Below are 16,233 nucleotides of genomic sequence, written 5' to 3'. Positions count from 1 at the left end.
GAGCGCACTTTGTACCGACCTAAAAAACAATAAGAGTTTTAGGGGGTGGGGGCGTGGGGGAGGGACCCTTTTGCAAAAGGGTCCCTCCCCCACAAGGCATTTTTGAGTAAAATGGCTCTAACCCTGGTTGCGCGGGTTGAGGGTAATGCGATTACGCTCAACAGCCACTGCCAATTCGGGCAAAAGGTCGCGCAGGGCGTTCATGTCATTGGCGTTGGCGGCCCGTTCCACACAACTGGCCATGCGCGCCAGTACGCGGAGGCCGAACGCATCGGAATCACTGGCTATGCGTCGGGCGGCTTGGCCAACGGCGGGGCAGCTGCGGCCCTTGTACGCACGCTGGGCGTCTTCCATGGCGGCGTCCAGCCGGCGCAGCATCTCCATAAGGGGAGCATCAACGGGCGGTTGCGCGGCCATCCCTGAAGGCGCGGGGGCCGACGCCGGGGCAGGACGCGCCGTAATTCCTGCGTCGCCCCTTGTGCCTGTTGGCTGCTCCGCGGGGGCCGGCGCTGCGGCTCCGGCGATGAAGTCCACTATGGAGGATTCGGCGTCGGGGCCAGACTGCCGTGACGTTGTGTGGCGTTGGGCGGTTGCCGCGCTTGTATCGCTGTTTTCAGCGGCGGGCGGCGCGGGTCTGGCTGCCGGCTCTGTGGACGCCACATTGCCCAAAAGTTTCAGAATGAGCCTGCCGGTTGCCGTGCGCGGCAATTCTCTGGGTTTCTGCGCCGGCTGCACCGGCTCAGAAGAAACCGGGGCGGCGTTATTGCGTTCTGGTTCAGCCGGGCCGGGCTTGGGCCAGGGGATGGCCCCAAGGGGTTTTGCCGCTGTGGCGGCGGGTTTCGGCATCTGGTCGCTGGTCCCGGTTGCCGTACTGGCAGGAGTTTTCAGGCGCATGGCGGGCGTCAGGTTTGCGGCCTGCTCAGCGCGGTCTGCTGTTGCCGCGGGTTTTGCCGAAACGGGCATGGGCTCGCCCACCCATTCTCCGGGGCCGGACAGGCTGGGGCTCACGTAACCGCGTGGCGCGGCCGCTTCGTTGGCTTTGGGGGAAACGGCGGCGGAAGATCCGGCATCTGTGCCGGCGGCGCGTGCGCCCGCGGAAAGGGGCGTGCCGATGGGCATGGGTTCGCCCACCCATTCGTCGCCCCAGCTCAGTTTTTCGTGCAGCGCCGCTCCGGAAGCGGGCAGATTGCGGTCCAGGTATTCTTCGGGGCTTGCGGACTGCAGTCTGGCATCGTCTGTGGCTGCGCGGCCCTGCGGCGTCATCTGCCCCTGCGGAGTGGCGGCGGGTTTTTCACTGCGGGGTGCGTGCAGTGGCGTGGCGCCAGGCGCGGCGGGCGTCAGGGGCGCGTTGACAGGTCTGAGTATGGCCTCGCCAATCTTGCCCTGAACCGTGATGACGGGTTGGCCCGCGTTGGAGGCGGAATTGCTTATGGCGGCAGCCAGACTTGCGGCCGGGGCCGTTGACGCGTCTGCCACTATTTGCGGTTCTGTCCGCGGCACAGTTTGCGGCGTGGCAAGGGTTGATTCGCCCTGCGCTGATTCGTCCCGCACAGGTTCGGCCGGGGCGGGCTCATTTTGGTCAGGCTCACCTTGGGCGGGATAATCCTGGGCGGGCTCAGCCAACGCGGAGCCGGCCTGCACTGGGTCGGCCATCACAGCTCCGCTTTGTTCCGCAATATCCGTGTCGGCTGCCTGCCCTGTGTCGTCAGCCGGAGCGCCAGAAGGCTGCTGCGCCGCAGCGCCGTCTGTCATGGTCTGTTCTGGCCCGGAAAGGGGGGTTGCAGCCACGCTCCATGTGGCATGGTGTTCAGGGGCGGCAATGGCGTCTCCGTCCCACTGCGGGCCTTCCAGGCCCGCTGCGGCCCTGAAGTCGGCATCATTGATCTGGTCTGCGGCAATGGGGACCGCAGGCTCCGCTGTTTCTGGATGGTCGGTGGTTTCCGCCCCGGCAGCCTGCGCGGCATCCGCGCCGACGCCCGGTTCGGTGTTCATTTCCGTATCCAGAACCGCGTTCTGGCTATCATCCGGACCATCATCCAGTCCTGCATCCATTTCCGCGTCCAGGGCAGCGTCCGTATCGACGCCCGTATCGACGCCAAGGTCATCGTCCAGGGCAACGCCCAGATCCGCATCCGCATTGACGGAAATATCCACGCTGCCGTTGCCTGCGCCGTCCGCATGCGCGCGGTCGGCAATGCCCGGAAGCGGCAACTGCAGGGAATCAATGTTGGAAAGATCCGGGATATCGGGATCGTCGGGGTCTTCCGGCTGTTCCGGCAGGGGAGCCATGTCGGGCAGAAGAACCCCGGCGTTCGCCACCATGGCGGCGCCCTGTTCGTCCGCGTCGTCGATGGGGTCGTCCTCCGGTTCGGACATGTCGGCCTCAGCCATGGCGACGTCCGGTTCGGTCATGGGCACCTCGGCTTCGGGCGGCACGGGCAGGCCGGATTCGCGCATCTGGTCGGTCATGCCCATAATCTCCGGCAGGGCCGAGAGGTCGGGCAGGCGTGAGGCTTCGTCACCGTCGGGTTTCCACTGGGTAGCCTCGCCAAAGAGATCGGGCAGGATGGAAGAGGAGGCCCCGGGTTGGAAGATGCCGCTGTCGGCCGCGTGCCTGGCCGCTTCCGGCGTTTCCGTCGCGCCGTCATCGGCTGCGGCTTCCGCCGCGTCGTCGTTGGGCGCGGCGTCGTCCGTCAGGGCGAACCCGGCTTCTTCAAACAGTTCGCGTACGGTAAGGGCAAAGGCTGCCCGTTCCACAGGCTCCAGCAGGGCATGGGTGTATCCGGATTCCGCCAGGGCGTCCCAGCGACTGTCATCGACAGTGATGGCCAGGGCCTTGAAAAAGGGCAGACCAGCCTCAAGAGCCTGATTTTTGAAGCGCTCAAGCGCATCGGCTTCGGCAGGGCCTTCCATGGGGGAGTGCACCACCAGCAGAAGGGCCGGGGCTTCCCTGTTCAGTTCCAGAGCCTCGCGCATGGTGCGGGCCTCTGTGCTTTGCAGGCCAAGGGCCGCGGTCATGTGCGCGAGGTCCTGCCGTTCAACGGCCCTGTCGGCCACAATGGTCACATGGCCCTGGCGGGTCTCCGGCTCTGCGGCCTCGTGTTCCAGCGGCTTGAGCCGCAGGGTAAAGGAGATGGTCGTGCCCTGGGGGCCGCATTCAACATTGAGGTAGCAGTTGTTGGTTCCGGCCAGTTCCCAGGCCCGCGTCACGGCCAGTGTGGAGCGGTTGCGCGGGGGCAGGCCCGTGCCGGTATCCGTTACCGTAAACAGCAGGTGGCCGGGGTCCGCGCTTTCAGGCACGCGCCGCACCGAAAGATGCACGGCCCCGCGCGAGGTGGCGCGCACGGCGCTTTCCAGCAGCATGCAGAGGGTTTCGCGCAGGGTTTGCGCCTGCCCTTCATACATGTGCCCGAGCTGGGGGGGCATGTACCAGGCCAGCCCTATGCCGGCGTTTTCTGCCGTGGCGCCGACGGCGTCGTGGGCTTCACGCACCAGATGCTGGAGGTTGAAGGGACTGCGGGTTTCGCCAATGAGGCTCTGCTCCAGGCTCTTGCCTGGGTTATCGATCACATGGGCCAGATCGGACGCGGCCTGAAGCATGTTTTCGGCATACTGGCGCACGGCCGGGGGCAGGGCGCAGTTGCCCAGGGCCGCGCCTTCGCGCATGAGGCGGTCAAGGGGCGCGCGCAGGGCGTTTTCCCACAGGCAGGGGTCGGCGTTGGCGAACCCGGTGCGCCCGTTCGTGCCGGAAGCGCCGGTCTGCTGGCGCGCTGCAGTTGCGCCGTCCCAGGACGTTCCCGATCCTGGGGGCGTGCCCAGGGGCGCGTTTTCGCGCGACTGTTTCCAGGCGTTGCCGCCAGCGGTGACCGTGGGCGGCAGCAGGCGCAGATTGGGGTCATCCAGAGGCTGATCAAGGTTTATGGCCCCGTCTTCCATCAAAAGGGCAGCGCCATCACCAGAAAAATCGGGCATGGCCGGGCCGCCAAGCCCTTCCAGGCCGGGCCGCGAACCGTCTTTTTTACTGTTCCTGCGTCCGCGTTCGGTAGCGCCGCTCTGCGCCATGTCGCGCGGGGCGCCCGTGCCCGCGATGATAAGGGCGCTCAGGGCCGTACCCCACAGGGGGGCCGAAGCCATGAGGTTGGCGGCGTACCCGCTGTCCAGTCCCAGAACTCCGGCGGTCACAAAGAGGGGCGGCAGCAGGCAGCCCAGCAGAAAGCGCCGTGCCCCGCCAAGCCCCATGATGGCGCCGCCAATGGCGCTGGGCACAAAGAGCAGGGTGCACATGGGCCACAGGGCCAGATAGCGTATGAGCCAGCCGAAGCCGGGCATGAGGGGCAGCAGCGCCAGCGCCGCGCCCGGCAGGGAGAGCAGCACGAACTGCGCGTCCAGAAGGCGTGAGCGCTGTTTGGCGCGCAAAAGATGGCGGCCTACGTGGGGCAGCAGCATGAGGGCCACGCCGGGGCTGAGCACGGCGGCGGCCTCCATCATGGTGATGCGTCCCGAACCGTAGGCGGGCATGCCCATGATGGCCTGCGCCAGCGCCACTGCCACGTACAGGGCTGTCCACACGCGCCATTGGCCTTTTTCGGAAAGGCCGCGCAAAAGGCAGAGCAGCATGACCACAGCCAGAGCCAGAATGGCCGCCGTACCCGAAAGGCTGCCCCAGTTGTTGGCGGCGTCCTGCGGGGTGCGCAGCATGGGCTCAAACCACAGGCCGGGCAGGCCGTCAAGGCGTATGTAGCAGGTCAGGGGTTCACTGGTCGCCTCGGGCAGCAGAAGCACGGCGCGCTGCGTTGGGACAATCTCCCTCCACTCCACGTTCTCGGTGAGGGGATTGGCGTGCGGCTCATAAAGAACCGGCCCCTCGGGCACGCTGGAGCCCATGTCCAGCAGCATGGCTCCGGCCTTTGTGCCCTGGGGCAGGGGCGCAAGAGTAAAGCGCAGCCACATGATCCCCACGGTGCGGGGCAGGTTTTTCATTTGCAGGGGCTGAAAGGCGCTGGCGTTGGCGGGGCTTGCCACCTCTTCCACGTCCATGGTCCCTGTCTGGTCGATGAAGTACTGGAGTTTGGGCAGGAGCGGAGCGTTGGGCGTCAGCAGGAGGGGAGGCACCATGACTTTTTGCACGCTGACCGGAGGCGGCGAAAGAAGCGCCTCGGTGGGCGCGGCCCTGAGCGCTTCCGGCAGTGCGGCCAGGACAATCAGGCACAGAAATGTGGCGCAGAAGCGGGCAGCCGCGCCGCGACCACGTCGGGACTGGCGCGCACTAGTGAGGTTTTTGTCGGAATGAAAGCCGGTGGGGGTATATGTCATGGTAATTCCGCCTGTATCCTCTGGCTGTATGCGACAATGCCCCTGCAAAGGGCATGTTTTGAAGTTGGAGGCGCGGCTGCGCCGCGCGCCTTCAGCTTTAGATCAGAATAACTTTGAAATGCTTCATATTTTAAAGTTGTCATTCTGCCGAAAAATGCGCTTTCCGGCAGAATCCGCGCCGCGTTGCGGCGCGCAGCATTCTCGTGCAACGTCAGAGCATGTACCCTTTTTCAAAGGTACAACGCTCTAATGCAAATGCTGTATCAGTTCGGAAACGGGCTTGCCGTCCGGCGCGCGCGCGCCGGGGTTCACCTTCAGCAGGCGCTTCCAGGCGATTTCGGCTTCATCCTTGCGCTTGAGGTCATAGTACAGCACAACACCCTCGTTAAACATGGCGTTTTCAAGGTCGGGCTGCAGGGATGAGGCCTTGCGAAAGCTCGCCACGGCCTTGTCGAACTGGCCCAGTTCGCGCTGCATGATGCCAAGATCGGTGAGCACAAGCGCGTTGGAGGGCTCGATGGACAGGGAACGCTCGTATGCGGAGACGGCCTTTTGCGCCTGCCCCGTGTCAAAATAGAGATTGCCCAGGCTGGCCCAGCGCGAAGCGTCGCGGGGATTGTCCAGCAGGGCTTTTTCCAGTTCGCCTATGTGTGCGGATATCTCGGGCGTCACTTGCGGCATGCTGGCCTGCGGCGCGGGGCGTGCGCCTTCGGGAGCCTGCGCGCCGAGTGCGGCCGTCTGTTGCGGGGGCAAGGGCTGCTGGGCGGAGCCGTGCAGCATGGATGGAATCAGGCTGCCCACATACAGGCCCAGCACCAAGGCCACGGCCACGCCCATGATAAAGGTGCCCTTGCGCACCATGCCTGCCGGGGCAGCATCCTGCTGTTCTTCCCTGGCGTGAGCCGTGGGGGCTGCCTGGGGCGCGGGACGCGTGCCGGGCAGGGACGCGCCGCTGGCCGTAACCTGTGAAGGGGCCTGCTCTTGCGTAGTGCCGGGGAAACTCTTGCTCTTGCTTTTACGACGGGCCATGAAAACCTCTTGGGGCATTTCGCGCCGGAACGGATGTTCCCGGTGCGTTGCGGACGCTAGTTGGGCGGTTGGGTCACGTAAAAATATGCCTGGGCCAAAGCGGCGGCGGATACAGGCGGCGTTTTGGCCGGTTGGCGAAGTTGTTGCGGCTTCAGGGCCGCAATCTTTGCAATAAAAGGTACAACCAGTAAAAAAAAGAGGCAAGCCCACAGCTTCTGTATGTGCTGGAGGCTTGCCCATAGTTGTGCATCTGGATCAGATCAACTTTGCAATGCTTGGCATTTCAATGTGTCATTCTGCTAAAGATGCTATTTTGGCTGAATTCACGCCATGTTGCGGCGTATTGCACTCCGTGCAGCCCTGAGCATACAACATTTTTTAAAGGTAAAATGCTCTGCGAGCGGCATGGCCGCATGCCGGGCTGTGGTTCTGCTGCCCGTGCGCAGGATGCAGTGCCGCAGGCTCTGCGCCAGACCTCACTACTTGGTCTTGCTGGCAGGAGCCTTGGTTTTGGCGGGCTTGTCGGTACTTTTGCCCTTGGCGTTTTCGCCCGCAGCGGGCGCGGCCGTGGCATTTTCGCCAGCGGCGGGTGCGGCCTTGACGTTCTGCTCGGGCTGCGGGGTTTTTTCCAGTTCCAGCATGATGGCCTTTTTGAGTTCATCTGAGGCCTTGGGGTCATGAAGACCGGCCGTCAGATGCTCTATGCCCTTGGCGGGATTTTCAAGAAAATAGAGGTACAGCACGCCCAGGCTGTAGCGCACGGAGGCCTCGTCCTTGATGGCGAGCACCTTTTCCAGCGCTTCGGCGGCTTCCTTGTTGCGCCCCTGGTTGTGCATGATGACGCCAAGCAGATACAGGGGCTTGGAGTTGCCCGCATCCAGCGTGACGGCCCGCTGTGCAAAGGTTTCAGCCGCGTCCCAGTTCTGCGCGCCGATGAGGTGCTCCACAAGGTGGATCATGGAGGTGCTGTCATTGGGGTTTTCCGCGATCTGGCGCATGAGTTTGCCTATCTGCTGGGCATCGTTGTCCTGCCCGCCTGCCTGGGCAGCCGGGCCGGGCCGCCGTTGCTCGGTGAGGCCGGGACTTTCAAAACGCTCCTTGAGCGAAGAGGCCAGCATGGTCACAAGGCCCAGGGCCAGCAAGAGAATAAGCGCGCGCGAGGACGTGGTGCGCTTGGGGCTGTCAGTCATGATTGATAATCTCCCATTGGGCCAGACGTGCGGCCAGGGCGCGCTGGCGCGCTCCCATAAAAGCCAGGTACGCGCCAAGGCCAATCCACACGGCGGCATTGGCCATGATAATCCAGGTCAGGGTATCCATATATCCTCCGGGGAAGGCCCGAACCCGCGTCCGTGCAGCGATGGCTCGCACGGCATCCGGCGGGCCGCGCGGTTACAGTCCTTCTTGCATCAGCCTGTTCTGTTGCAGCGCGTCAAGGCGCGCGGCCAGGTCCAGCTGGCGTTTGCGAATCCATACCAGCCCGGCCCACAACAGGCCGAAAGAAATCACGCAGGCTATGACCGTGAGGCGCATTTCCGGCTCCAGGCCGCCGCCCTTGTTGCCGAATACGGCAGGGTGGATGGAGCGCCAGATACGGGCGGACAAAAACACCAGGGGCACGTCCAGAAAGGCCACAATGCCCACCACGGCGCAGACCACGTTGCGGCGTTGCTGCGGCAGGTCGAGGCCGCGCAGCACCAGGTAGCCGGCGTAGATGAACCACATGATGAGGGTGGTCGTCAGGCGGGGATCCCACGTCCACCAGACGCCCCACGAGCGGCGCGCCCACAGCATGCCCGTGACAAGCGCGAGCCCGCTCAGCAGTACGCCTGTCTCGGCGGCGGCGGCGCACAGCCGGTCAGCAGCGGGATTGCGACGCCACAGATAGGCTGCCGAGCCCAGAAACACCACAAAAAAGCTCATAAGCGCCCACCAGGCCAGAGGCAGGTGAACGTAAAAAATCTTTTGTGGCAGCCCCAGGGTCTGCTCCACAGGGGCATAGGCATAGATAAGCCACTGGCAGGCGGCGAAAGCCAGGCCGCCCAGAAGGGCCAGCAACTGCGGCAGCGCAGAAAATTTGGGCATTATTCGTCTCCCGCGTAAATATGGCCGAACAGCAGCAGCCCGGCCCCTAAAAATACGGCGTCAAAAGCCGCCGCCACCCCAAGCCATATGCCGGGGCCGTCGGCGTTGGGCGCGCCAAGGGCTTGCGCCCCCACGCTTATGCCCGCCAGCAGAAGGGGCGTCAGCAAAGGGAAAAGCACAATGCTCAGCAGCGATTCGCGCGCTGCCTGACCCTGGGCCAGAGCGCCCAGCAGGGAACCCATGGCGCACATGCCCACGTCCGTGAGGGCCAGGGCGGCCAGGGCCTGCGGCAGGGGGCCGCCCAGTTCCTGCCCGAGAAAGATCACGCCAGCAGGCAAAAAAACGATCTGGGCCAGAAGCAGCAAAATCAGCCCCGCGCAGCCCTTGCCAAGCCACACGGCCTGGATGGGCGCGGGGCAGAGCAGCAGGCCCAGGCGGGAGTTGTTGGCCTCTTCAAGCGCGTACAGCTGGTTGAAGATAAGCACCTGACAAAAGGCGGAACTGAGCCAGAACACGGCAGCCGCGCTTTGCGGCGTCATGCGTTCGCCCACGCCCTGCGACAGGCTGAAAACAAAGAGCAACAGCAGGCCGAGCAGCAGGGCCTGCACAAGACCGCTGCCACGCGAAAGCGTGAGGGAAAGGTCCTTGCGGGCCATGGCCAGGGTCAGGCGCAGCACTGCGGGCCTCCCTTCGGCGCATCGCCGTCCGTGTCGGAATTTTTACCGCTACGGGCGTTTTTCTGCATGCTGTCGAGTGCATTTTCGTGCCCGCTGCCGTGTCCGCTGTTTGGCGGATTCTCGCTTGCGCCGCGCGGCATTGGGGCAGCGGCTTTTGCAGCGCCATTGTCCGTGGCATTGTCCGTGGAGGCGTCAGATGCGGCGGTCGCGCCCGCTGGACTGTAGTCGGCGGGTGGGCCGTCATAGGCCAGCCTGCGCCCATCCAGAGCCAGCAGACGGTCCGCCAAAGGCGCGTCGCCCGCCAGATCATGGCTGATAAGGATGACGCAGGCGTCGCGGGACCGGGCTTCGGCCACCTCGCGGCGCAAAAGGGCCAGCGAGTTGGCGTCAAGGCCCGTGCCCGGCTCGTCCAGCAGCAGCAGGTTGGGCTCCTGCATGAGTATGCGGGCCAGATTCAGGCGCTGCGCCATGCCGCGTGAAAAGACTCCGGCCCGTTCCTGCGCGTGAGCCTCAAGCCCCACGCGCTCAAGGACGGCCATGATATCCTTGCGCGAAAGCGCAAGACCGCAGGCATCGCTCCAGAAGGCAAGGTTCTCCAGAGCCGTAAGTCCGGGATACAGGAACGTGGCGTGCCCGAGGTAGCCCACGCGGACGTTTTCCGCCAGCCGGGCCTGGCCCGCGCTGGGGCGCGAAAGCCCCGCCATGACGCGCATGAGCGTGCTTTTGCCCGCGCCATTGCCCCCCACCAGCATAGAAACAGTGCCGGGCGCAAAAGCGCAGCTCACATCCTTGAAGATGACCTTGACCCCATAGGTCTTGGCAACGCGCACAAGTTCCAGCACTGGCGGCACTCCGGCGGACTAGGCCGATTTGTTCCTGCCTGCGGAGCTGGCGCTGGCTGCGCCCGTGGTCTCTCCGCCTTGGTCCCCGTCCATGCCACCATCAAGGTCTTCGTCCATGCCCTCGGCCAGTTCGGCGGCTTCGGCGGCGCTGGCCCGCTTGCGGCGGCGCAGACCCACAAGGGGCACAATGCTCATGATGGCGCCGCCAATCCACAGCCAGTTGACCAGCGGTTCCACGCTGAGTTTCACAACAACGTGCGAGTCTTCGTCCAGACCCAGCAGCGAAGCGTAAACCTCGTTGCCAAAGCTGGGGATCACGTCAACCTCGGAAAACTGCATGCTGCCGAACTTTTCGTACAAACGGCGTTCCGGGGCCACAATGCCGAGCTCCTTGCCGTCCTTGTCCACAACGCGGATGCGGGCGGCGATATAGTCATAGCCGGGGCGCGCGCCTTCATTCAGTTCCAGCAGCGTAGCCGTGTAGCCAGCCAGCGTCTGCGACTGCCCCACGGTAAGGTGCAGGTCGCGTTCCTGCTTGTACGGGCCGGAAAAGGCAATGCCCAGAGCCATGAGCGCCATACCCAGGTGCGCGCCAAGAGCGCCCAGCGTGTTGGGCTGCCGCCGCACGGCCTTGTCGGCCAGCTGAAAGAGCATTCCCGTAACGATGCCGATGGCCGAAGCCGCGCCCAACAAAGCCGTGGGCTGGCGATAGCCCATAAACCAGATGGCCGCGCCGCTGGCCACAAAAGCGCCCAGAACGCTGAAGAAGGCTGTTTTGTTGCGCAGGCCGCCGCCCCAGCCAAGCCAGGGGCAGGTAGCCATCATGAGCATGAGCACTGCGCCCAGGGGCAGGCAGACGCGGTTGTAGAAGTTGGCGTCCAGCCCGCGCGGGGCCGAGGCCCACAGCTTGCTGATGACAGGCCACATGGTGGCCACGAGAATGATGGCCGCCAGGGCCAGCAGCACCCAGGCCACCAGGGTGAGAAAGCCTTCACGGCTGTCCAGCCCCGCCAGGGGGCGACCCTGCTTTGGGGCCATCAGGGGAACCCAGATGGAGACCACAAGCCCGACGAGGATGAACCAGGTGAGGGGCGTGCCCACGCCGCCGTCGCCAAAGGCGTGAACAGAGTCAATGATGCCGCTGCGCACAAGGTAGGTGGCAAAAAAGGCCGAGACCGTGGTCAGGGCCATCATGGCCACGTTGACGCGGCCGAGCTTGTTGCGGCGGTCTTCAATGATCAGGGTGTGCAGGGCGGCCGAGCCGATGAGCCAGGGAATGAGGGAGGCGTTTTCCACGGGGTCCCATGCCCAGTAGCCGCCCCAGCCGAGTTCCATATAGGCCCACCACGCGCCGAGCACTATGCCGGACGTCAGGAACAGCCAGGCCAGGATGATGGCCGGCCGTGAAATGCGGTACCACGCGCCTTCAACGGACGCCTGCCCCGAAAGAGACTGGGCCAGGGCAAGGCATGCCGGAATGGTGAAGCCGCCGTACCCAAGGAACAGCAACGGCGGATGGATGATCATGCCGGGGTTCTGGAGCAGGGGATTCAGGCCGTTGCCGTCCGCCGGGGCGGGGCTTTGCAGCATGAAGGGGTTGCTCCAGCTGGTAAGGATAAGGGCAAAGAAGCCCATGATGGAATAAAAAAACGTCCAGTACCACAAGCGGGTGGAGCCGCTCAGCCTCTTGAACGCGCGCGTACATGCGAAAAGGGAGCCGCTGACGCCGACGGCCAGCGCCCAGAAGAGCATGGAGCCGGGCTGTCCGGCCCAGAAGGCCGTCAGCCGGTAAAAGACCGGCAGGATGCGGTCAGTATAGCTGGCCACATACTGCACCTGAAAATCAAACCAGAAAAGCGCGTGCAGCAGAATGGCGGAGGCAAGCAGCAGCGCGCCGCTGATCACGACATGGGCTTTTTCCACAATACGCAGGGAGTCTTCGCGTCCTTGCCACAATTGCAGCAGGGCCAGACCGCCGCCGCCCAGAGAGGCGAGCAGGGCCAACAGAAGGAGGGCAAAGGCAAAAACGTACATGGGACTCCTTTTACAAGGCCCTGAGGCCGTAGTGCGGGGCCGCGCGCTTCCGCTCACGGAAGGGCCGGCCCCATGCGCTTACTCTCCGGCACTATGCCGGGCCTGAAAGCTGCCGGTTTGCCGTCAGCTCTGGCGGTTCTCTTTCTGGTATTTGGAAGGGCACTTGGTCATCAGCGTTTTGGCCACAAAGCTGCCCTGAGCGTCCATGCCGCCCTCAACGATGACTTCCGCGCCCGCCTTGAAGGTGTCGGGTACAGTGCCGCGGTACCGGACGGCGATGGTCTGGCTGGCATTGTCCTTGTCTTCAAGCAGAAAATTTACGCCAGAGCCTGACGGGGCTTTTTCAATGCCGTCAGCCGCCACCGTGCCAAAAAGCCGGGCGGCGTTCAGTTTGTCTGGCGTGGAAGCTCTGGCTTCGGAAACATTAAGAAAATACACGCTGTTTTCCGAAAAGCCCGAATAGGCCAGATAGCCGACGCCGCCAAGAAAAAGCAGCAGGGCGACTATATAGATGCCGGTGTTTTTTTTGCGGGCCATGATTACCTCATTCCTGCGGTATACGCGCTTGATCACAAGGCGGAACGCGCCGGGGGCGGCGTGTCGCGCGCGTGAAGGTGTGCCCCGTGGCTTTGGGTCGGCATACGCGTCTGTACGGAAAACAACCTAGACCATTTCCGCCCCTCTGACAAGATGAGAATAATTATTGTTAGATGGGCGAAGCAGGGTGCGGCGCGGATTTTGTGATCAAGGCACAGAGGGAGCCGCCGGCTATTCCCCATCATGCAGCTAGGTAAGTGGTTAATTCCTTGAGACAAAAGGCGTGACAGGCGACCCGTCGGGTCACAAGGCAATGCGCCGCAGCGGCCGCAGGGCAACCGGTGCGCCTGCCTGGGCGGAGTTGACTGAAAGAAATTTTTTTACGTGGGGGCTTGGGCGCATTAGTTTTGCAGCTCAGGAGGTTGTTTTGGCTGCTAGTGCGTCGGTAGCAGGGGGGAAGTGGGTATGAATAAAGGTTTTAGGGGGTGGGGGTGTGGGGGAGGAGACCCTTTTGCAAAAGGGTCCCTCCCCCACAAAGCAATCCCCAAAAGCAAATAGCTTTACGGAATATCCCGAAATGAGGGGGCAGGGGGCCGCCGGGCCTGTTCCGCCCCGCCGTAAAAGCACATGTGCCTGACCATGCCGTCCACGAGGCCCACCTTGGGGATGATAAATCTGCCCGTGCCGGATCGGGCCGCCACGGTGAGAAATATCTCCAGCGCGGGCACGATGACATCGGCCCTGTACTGGTTGAGACGGTACCGGGCCATGCGTTCGCCATAGGGCAGGTTGCGCAGATCTTCGTACAGGGCTTGCAGCTCCGCGCGGCTGGTGGGCTTGCCCTCTTTTTTGTCCAGCAGCTTGGCGGCCTTGTTGATGTTGCCGCCAGAGGCGATGATCTGGCGCGGCTTGTAGGTTTCGGCCATGCGCGCCAGATGGGCGTCAAGGCGCAGCCATTCCTCCGGCGCCACAACCTGGGCCAGCATGCGCAGCGTGCCCACCTGAAAGGACTGGGCTTCCAGCAGGGTGTTGTTTTTCACGGCGATGATTTCGGTGCTGCCTCCGCCCACGTCCACATAGAGCGAGGTTTCGTCCGGGTCTGCCCAGGCGGAAAAGGCATTGGCCTCAAAGAGAATCTCGGCCTCTTCCACGCCGGAAATGATGGAAATTTCAAGCCCTGTGGCGCGGCTCACACTGCTGATGAGGGATGGCCCGTTGGCCGCGTCACGCATGGCGCTGGTGGCGCAGATGCGGTAGTGGTTCACGTCGTAGGCCCGCATGAGGTGCACAAAGGCCGTCATGGCTTCCAGAAACAGGTGCTGTCTGGCGTCTGAGATGCGGCCGCTGGTGAAGACGTCGGCCCCAAGACGCACGGGGATGCGCAGGTAGGCGCTTTTTTTTACGGGTTTGTCCGGCCCAAGTTCCGTAACGTCGCTGATCAGGCAGCGGATGGCGTTGGAACCCACGTCCATGGCGGCAACGGTTTGCAGTTTCATCTCATTCTCCGCATGCGGCCGGAGTATCCGCCGCAGCAGGCGCGGCCGCAGGGACGGAGTATTGCGCCGTGGAGGCGGGCGCGGTCTGCTGCGCCGATTTTACGCCGTTATGCAGGTGTGCCTTGTGGCGGTAATAGTCGTGCAGCATGGTCTGCGACCGGCAGGGAATGGACGCAAGCCCCGTATGGTAGCTGTTGGCGCAGGTGTCGGTAAGCACGCGGGCCTTGATGTTGTCTGACCACTGGATGGCAAAGATGTCCCTGAGGGTCTGGGCCAGTTGCGGGCAGTACACCGGGGCAGCCACCTCAAGCCTTCTGTCGAGGTTTCTGGGCATCCAGTCCGCACTGGAAATAAAGACCTTTTCCGCGTCATTGTTGCAGAAGATGATGATTCTGGCGTGCTCCAGAAACTTGTCCACAATGCTGATGGCCCATATATTGTCGCTGAGGCCGGGCTGCTGGGGCTTTAAGCAGCAGGCGCCGCGTATGATAAGGCGCACCTCCACCCCTGCCCTGCCCGCCCTGTAGAGCAGGTTGATCATGCTCTCGTCTGTCAGGCTGTTGAGTTTCGCATAGATGTAGGCAGGTTTGCCCGCGCGAGCGTTGCGTATTTCCGCCTCGACAAGCCGCGAAAAAACGTTGCGCATGTTGTGCGGAGCCACCACCAGTTCCTTGTTGGTCATAGGCTTGTGCGAGGCCCCGAGAAAATTGAAAATGCTGCGCGCGTCCTCGGCGAAGCGCTGGTCGGCGCTCAGCAGGCCCACGTCGCTGTAGAGTCGCGCCGTGTCCTCATTAAAATTGCCCGTGCCTATGTAGACGTAGCCCGTTTTTTTACGGCCCTCGGTGCGTTCAACCAGCACAAGCTTGCAGTGTACCTTCAGATCCCGCAACCCGTGGATGATACATACGCCCGCCTGGTGCAGGATGTCGATGGTCTTGACGTTGCGCTCCTCGTCAAAGCGGGCCATCAGTTCCACGAATACCGTGACCTTTTTGCCGTTCTGGGCCGCGTTGACCAGCGCGTTGATGACACGCGAATGGTCGGCCGTTCGGTACAGACTTATGGAAATGTCCGTGACCTTGGGGTCAATGGCGGCCTCGCCGAGGAAGTCCACCACATGATTGAAAGTGTGGTAGGGAAAGTGCAGCAGGATGTCTTTTTTCTTCACTACCTTGAGAATGCTGGAAAAAGGTTTGATGTCCGGGTGTTCCAGCGGCGCCATGACGCGGTTTTCAAGGTCGGGCCGCACGCGGGGAAAGTTCATGAGGCTGCGCATCATGTGGTAGCGCGCGCCAGGGTCAAGTTCGCCGCTCTTGAGGTGGAGCTTTGACGCCAGCAGGTTCAGCAGGTCCTGGGGCATGGCCTGGTCATAGATGAGCCGCACGGGGCGTCCGCGCAGCCTGTGTTCCAGCCCTTCTTCCATTTTTTCAATGAGGCTTTTGGACACGTCGTCGTCCAGCGTCAGTTCCGCATCGCGCATGACCTTGAAGGTATAGGCCGAAATGGCGTCGTAGTTGAACATGAAAAAGATGTCGTTGAGGCAAAGGCGGATGATGTCGTCCACAAAGATGATGTCGCTGCACCCGGCGGGCGAAGGCATTTCGACAAAGCGCGGGCATTCGGCGCTCACGGGGATGCGCAGGATGGCGTAGCGGTTTTTGTTGCCGCTGGCGGGCTGCATTTTGACGGCGTGATAGATGTGACTGTCCTGAAGAAAGGGCAGATTGGCGCTCTTGGTAAGCATGAGAGGAACCAACTGCGGATTGATGACCTGGGCGAAATAGTCGCGGCAGAATTTTTCCTGCCCTGGCGTGAGCTGGGTTTCGTTGCGCACCCGTATGCCCTGTTCCTGCATGGCGACAAGGATGCTTGCATACGTTTCACGAAAGGCGGCCTGCCCTTTGGCCACCCTGCTGTTGACGCGGTGCAGGGCTTCCTGCGGGCTGAGGCCGCCCATGAGCAGTATTTTTCCCGGTTCGCGGCTGCGTGAAAGGCGCGCCAGCGAGGCCACGCGCACCTTGATAAATTCGTCCTGATTGCTGGAGAAAATACCCAGAAAGCGCAGCCGCTGCACGAGAGGATTGGACGGGTCGCGGGCTTCCTGCAGTATGCGCTCGTTAAAGCACAACCAGCTCAACTCCCTGTTGTTCATCTTGCCACTGTCTTTCATGATCAAAGCTCCAGGCTCCACAATATGTTATGGTATGTCTGTGCATGTAC

10 protein-coding genes and 1 pseudogene are annotated in these 16,233 nt (G+C 63.0%); all 11 read right to left on the bottom strand.

What is annotated here, in order from left to right:
- Positions 1 to 117: 117 nt before the first annotated feature.
- A complete protein-coding gene (locus tag ACZ5DH_RS12480) occupies positions 118 to 5,313 on the bottom strand; it encodes a 7TM-DISM domain-containing protein (protein ID WP_464254579.1) in 5,196 nt (1,731 codons plus the stop codon).
- Between the two features lie 246 nt (positions 5,314 to 5,559).
- Positions 5,560 to 6,342: a tetratricopeptide repeat protein gene (locus ACZ5DH_RS12475; RefSeq protein WP_464254578.1), complete on the bottom strand. Its 783-nt coding sequence runs from the start codon at positions 6,340 to 6,342 to the stop codon at positions 5,560 to 5,562.
- 479 nt (positions 6,343 to 6,821) lie between these two features.
- Positions 6,822 to 7,532, bottom strand: coding sequence for a tetratricopeptide repeat protein (locus ACZ5DH_RS12470; RefSeq protein ID WP_464254577.1), 711 nt, complete (start codon positions 7,530 to 7,532; stop codon positions 6,822 to 6,824).
- Positions 7,525 to 7,662 carry a CcmD family protein gene (locus ACZ5DH_RS12465; RefSeq protein ID WP_183722052.1) on the bottom strand — a complete coding sequence of 46 codons (138 nt, stop codon included), beginning with the start codon at positions 7,660 to 7,662 and terminating at the stop codon, positions 7,525 to 7,527. Before ACZ5DH_RS12465 ends, ACZ5DH_RS12470 begins: the two co-directional genes overlap by 8 nt.
- A gap of 72 nt (positions 7,663 to 7,734) precedes the next feature.
- Positions 7,735 to 8,427 (bottom strand): cytochrome c biogenesis protein, encoded by a 693-nt coding sequence (locus ACZ5DH_RS12460; RefSeq protein WP_464254576.1) that lies wholly within the window; start codon positions 8,425 to 8,427, stop codon positions 7,735 to 7,737.
- Positions 8,427 to 9,104, bottom strand: a complete 678-nt coding sequence (locus tag ACZ5DH_RS12455) for a heme exporter protein CcmB (RefSeq protein ID WP_464254575.1) — start codon at positions 9,102 to 9,104, stop codon at positions 8,427 to 8,429. The genes ACZ5DH_RS12460 and ACZ5DH_RS12455 overlap by 1 nt, the downstream gene beginning before the upstream one ends.
- Positions 9,105 to 9,319: 215 nt before the next feature.
- A pseudogene (locus ACZ5DH_RS12450) lies at positions 9,320 to 9,946 on the bottom strand (ABC transporter ATP-binding protein); the annotation flags it as partial.
- A gap of 18 nt (positions 9,947 to 9,964) precedes the next feature.
- Complete coding sequence (locus tag ACZ5DH_RS12445) at positions 9,965 to 11,980, bottom strand: heme lyase CcmF/NrfE family subunit (RefSeq protein WP_464254574.1); 2,016 nt, start codon at positions 11,978 to 11,980, stop codon at positions 9,965 to 9,967.
- Between the two features lie 123 nt (positions 11,981 to 12,103).
- Positions 12,104 to 12,517 (bottom strand): cytochrome c maturation protein CcmE, encoded by a 414-nt coding sequence (locus ACZ5DH_RS12440; RefSeq protein WP_464254573.1) that lies wholly within the window; start codon positions 12,515 to 12,517, stop codon positions 12,104 to 12,106.
- 560 nt (positions 12,518 to 13,077) lie between these two features.
- Complete coding sequence (locus tag ACZ5DH_RS12435) at positions 13,078 to 14,013, bottom strand: Ppx/GppA phosphatase family protein (RefSeq protein ID WP_464254572.1); 936 nt, start codon at positions 14,011 to 14,013, stop codon at positions 13,078 to 13,080.
- A gap of 1 nt (position 14,014) precedes the next feature.
- A complete protein-coding gene (gene ppk1 / locus ACZ5DH_RS12430; protein ID WP_464254571.1) occupies positions 14,015 to 16,183 on the bottom strand; it encodes a polyphosphate kinase 1 in 2,169 nt (722 codons plus the stop codon).
- Positions 16,184 to 16,233 lie beyond the last annotated feature (50 nt).

It is taken from the genome of Desulfovibrio simplex, assembly GCF_055387835.1.
The sequence above is the reverse complement of the archived record's forward strand: the minus strand, read 5'-3'. Positions and strand labels throughout refer to the sequence as shown.

Coding starts and splice junctions, on each gene's coding strand:
- ACZ5DH_RS12480 (WP_464254579.1), bottom strand. CDS start 5,313: ATGACATATACCCCCACCGGCTTTCATTCCGACAAAAACCTCACTAGT.
- ACZ5DH_RS12475 (WP_464254578.1), bottom strand. CDS start 6,342: ATGGCCCGTCGTAAAAGCAAGAGCAAGAGTTTCCCCGGCACTACGCAA.
- ACZ5DH_RS12470 (WP_464254577.1), bottom strand. CDS start 7,532: ATGACTGACAGCCCCAAGCGCACCACGTCCTCGCGCGCGCTTATTCTC.
- ACZ5DH_RS12465 (WP_183722052.1), bottom strand. CDS start 7,662: ATGGATACCCTGACCTGGATTATCATGGCCAATGCCGCCGTGTGGATT.
- ACZ5DH_RS12460 (WP_464254576.1), bottom strand. CDS start 8,427: ATGCCCAAATTTTCTGCGCTGCCGCAGTTGCTGGCCCTTCTGGGCGGC.
- ACZ5DH_RS12445 (WP_464254574.1), bottom strand. CDS start 11,980: ATGTACGTTTTTGCCTTTGCCCTCCTTCTGTTGGCCCTGCTCGCCTCT.
- ACZ5DH_RS12440 (WP_464254573.1), bottom strand. CDS start 12,517: ATGGCCCGCAAAAAAAACACCGGCATCTATATAGTCGCCCTGCTGCTT.
- ACZ5DH_RS12435 (WP_464254572.1), bottom strand. CDS start 14,013: ATGAAACTGCAAACCGTTGCCGCCATGGACGTGGGTTCCAACGCCATC.
- ppk1 (WP_464254571.1), bottom strand. CDS start 16,183: ATGAAAGACAGTGGCAAGATGAACAACAGGGAGTTGAGCTGGTTGTGC.